Below are 2,747 nucleotides of genomic sequence, written 5' to 3' on the forward strand. Positions count from 1 at the left end.
GAAAACTTTTCTGACTTTTCTTCAGCCATTTATGAATGTTTGAATGATGCCCATCTGAAACATAAAAAAGAACTGGATTCTTTGCTGACTCTACGATTTCAGAAGTTTAATAAATCTCAGATTATGAACGTCTAAAGTATATATCTACAAGATGCCGAATAATTTTTCTGAAACTTTCCGCCAGAATTTCTGGTTTTTGTCGGCTCAAATTGAACCAATACCAGCCCAACCTTTGACAATATAGTCTAGGGTTGTTTCTAAGGCTTGCGGGTGAAAATGTTCTTTCAATAAGCCCAACTCTTTCTCTTTGGCTAATCGCGATGGCACGGCTAGATAGTGTTTAATTAGTGCTGGTAGGCGGTCAAAAAAGAAGTTTTGAGGTGTCGCCCATTCAACTCCGAATTTTTCCGATTCTTCCCGGACAATATCTTCACTGATGATATTGGCAAAACCGCTTTTTTGTTGGGGAAGAACGTGATGCACCCGATGGGGAGCCAAGCCCGCCGAGAGAAAACAGTCAATATATTTATTACCTACCATGGTCAAATCGTAGGAATTTTTAATCTGCATAACTGCCCAATCTTGGGTTTCCCATTGAGGTGATGCCATAGGATCTCTTGGCGGTTCTTCGGCTTCAAAATCATGACTAGCCACAATCATAAAAGTGCTAATCCAGAGGGTAAGGAAAAACTGTGCTAACCAAGCCCAAAATTGACCGTATAGACAAAAGATAACCAGTTCGATTAATAGTAATAAGTGAATACCAAAACTACCTAAAAAATGGGGGAACCCCAGCTGCCAACTGCCATACATATCCTTAACACCTGCTTTAAAAGCGAGGATACATAATTCTATAATGCGAGCAAACATTCCCGTAACCACATGGCCTATTTTATGAAATGTATGTACTGGCACTCGATAAAAACGAGGCAATTCTAACATGAAGGTGAAAACATTCTTTTTGATATCAACATCGGTCTGGGTAAAGGGATGATGCAGTAAAGTATGACCGTCTGTTACTACTAAAGCGAGGGGAACGTAGTTAATATCAAAAATATTGGCAAATACCTTGTTTAATCCTACTTGTGGCCGATGAATTAGGTAGTGACCTACCCCTGCTAGGGCAATTCTTAGCATAGCGATGAGAGGCACAAATAGGTAAATCGGCATATACTGTCTGGCCTCTAAATACAGCCCTTGCACTACAAAATAGATCAGAAAAAGACAGATACTGATCACATTAAACAGAAAATCCATGCGTTCTACTTTCTGTTTAAATTCTGGAGAGTAAACTCTGGTTTTAATCTTATTCAGCAATTGTTCTGGGTTGCGGAAATCGTATTTAGGGGTATCTCTCCAACCGTCAAAATGCTCTTTAAATAAAAAGGCAGGAGCGTTGTATTTAGGATGAATATCCTCTGGTCTTCCAGGTTTTCCCAGAGAATATTTTTGCAGGACTTTTTTGACTCTTTCGGGATTGGGATGAAAAATATTGACAATCGTGGTTATATCTCTGTTCTTGGTGCGTCCAATAAAAAATTGTCCTCCTGGATGCTTGGCAATAAATTCTGTGAGATCATAGGCTTCTCCTTCATAAATCCAGACATTCGGCAACGGCGTGCCGTCGAGAGGATGGGGAGGTGGTTCGATGTCCCCCTCCAAGGACGGCGGCATAAAGGGACTGACTCCACCCTGGTTATGGGGTGCGCCTCTGTTGGCATCCACAGGCGGTAATGAGGGCATCATTCCCGACTGATTAGGAGATGGTACTGGTGTTTGAACGTTTTGAACCGAGCTTATTTCTTGTTCTGAGTTCATGGTCAATTTTTATCCTTGCTTAATTATTTTTCAGTTATCTTCGGCAAAACCCTGCACTACACTGGCTGGGAAGATTTAAAGATAATAATCTCTTAACTCTCTAGGATTTTGTAGATAGTAGATGTTTGAGAACTGTCACCGAGAAATTCTAGTTACTTCTAGACACAAACAAAACTGTTCTCATGAAAAAATCAAAGAAGCGACTAAATTTTTGTATCTCAAAAAACGGTTTAGCGGTTTAATGGTTCTTCGGTGGCTATCATTTTTGAACCCTTATTTATAAATAGCAATAATTGTTTTTGATCCTTAAATAGGTCAAGGCCAGTTGAGCAACTACACTCACAAAGATTTGTGCTAATCATATTACAGGTATAGAACCTGCTCTGACAGAGCAGATCAGCAACCGAAGAACCAGACTCACTAAGATTGACTGCGCTCAAAAACCCGTAGGATTAAATAACCCAAAGCGGCAATTTCTGGCGGTGAGTTTTGTAACATTCCCCCCAAAGCTTGGGCCTGTTCATCATTACCGAGTAATTGTTTTAAGAGTTCTTGATCTTGTTCTGTTAGACGCGGTAGATTGGCAGGTCCTGCCCCAGCCGGTGCAAAGGGCTGCGGTGTACCTAGCGGGGGTGCATGGTGCATTCCAGGAGCCGGTGCCTGGTGCATTCCAGGAGGGTGACTCTGCGGTGCATTGGGAGGAGGGCTTTGGGGTGCGCCGGGGGGGTGAGGATGTCTTGGTGTTAACATTGATTGATGTCTCCCTATACTTACTATTTAGTTTTTCTGGCTCTTCGTTACCCTTTATGCTAAATCAACATACAAGATGCCAAGATAACATACTTCTAACCCAAAAATTCCGAAAGTTTCTAAAGCCATAGCCTCTCCGTTTTATTAGTTTAAGTTTATTGTTGATTCCCTCGACCACC

At 41.4% G+C, this 2,747-nt stretch carries 3 protein-coding genes and 1 pseudogene; 1 reads left to right on the forward strand and 3 read right to left on the reverse strand.

Features of this window, described 5'->3' with window-relative positions; all coding sequences use genetic code 11:
* Positions 1-135: pseudogene (locus O9323_RS10130) on the forward strand (IS630 family transposase); the annotation flags it as partial.
* Between the two features lie 69 nt (positions 136-204).
* Here the strand turns inward: O9323_RS10130 and O9323_RS10135 are convergent.
* The 3 genes from O9323_RS10135 to O9323_RS10145 all read right to left on the reverse strand — a co-directional run.
* The gene (locus tag O9323_RS10135; protein WP_288125045.1) at positions 205-1,818 is read right to left on the reverse strand and encodes a cytochrome b5-like heme/steroid binding domain-containing protein; all 1,614 of its coding nucleotides are present in this window, start codon (positions 1,816-1,818) and stop codon (positions 205-207) included.
* A 420-nt stretch (positions 1,819-2,238) separates the two neighbouring features.
* Positions 2,239-2,568 (reverse strand): hypothetical protein, encoded by a 330-nt coding sequence (locus O9323_RS10140; protein WP_024969041.1) that lies wholly within the window; start codon positions 2,566-2,568, stop codon positions 2,239-2,241.
* A gap of 64 nt (positions 2,569-2,632) precedes the next feature.
* Positions 2,633-2,747, reverse strand: a 115-nt coding sequence (locus O9323_RS10145; protein WP_130758671.1) for a transposase, incomplete at its 5' end; no start/stop codon positions are given.

The sequence above is a fragment of the Microcystis sp. LE19-131.1A genome (genome assembly GCF_027532015.1).
Lineage (GTDB): Bacteria > Cyanobacteriota > Cyanobacteriia > Cyanobacteriales > Microcystaceae > Microcystis > Microcystis ichthyoblabe_A.

Excerpts from the sequence above, each read along its gene's own strand:
- O9323_RS10135 (WP_288125045.1), bottom strand. The coding sequence starts at position 1,818 with ATGAACTCAGAACAAGAAATAAGCTCGGTTCAAAACGTTCAAACACCA.
- O9323_RS10140 (WP_024969041.1), bottom strand. The coding sequence starts at position 2,568 with ATGTTAACACCAAGACATCCTCACCCCCCCGGCGCACCCCAAAGCCCT.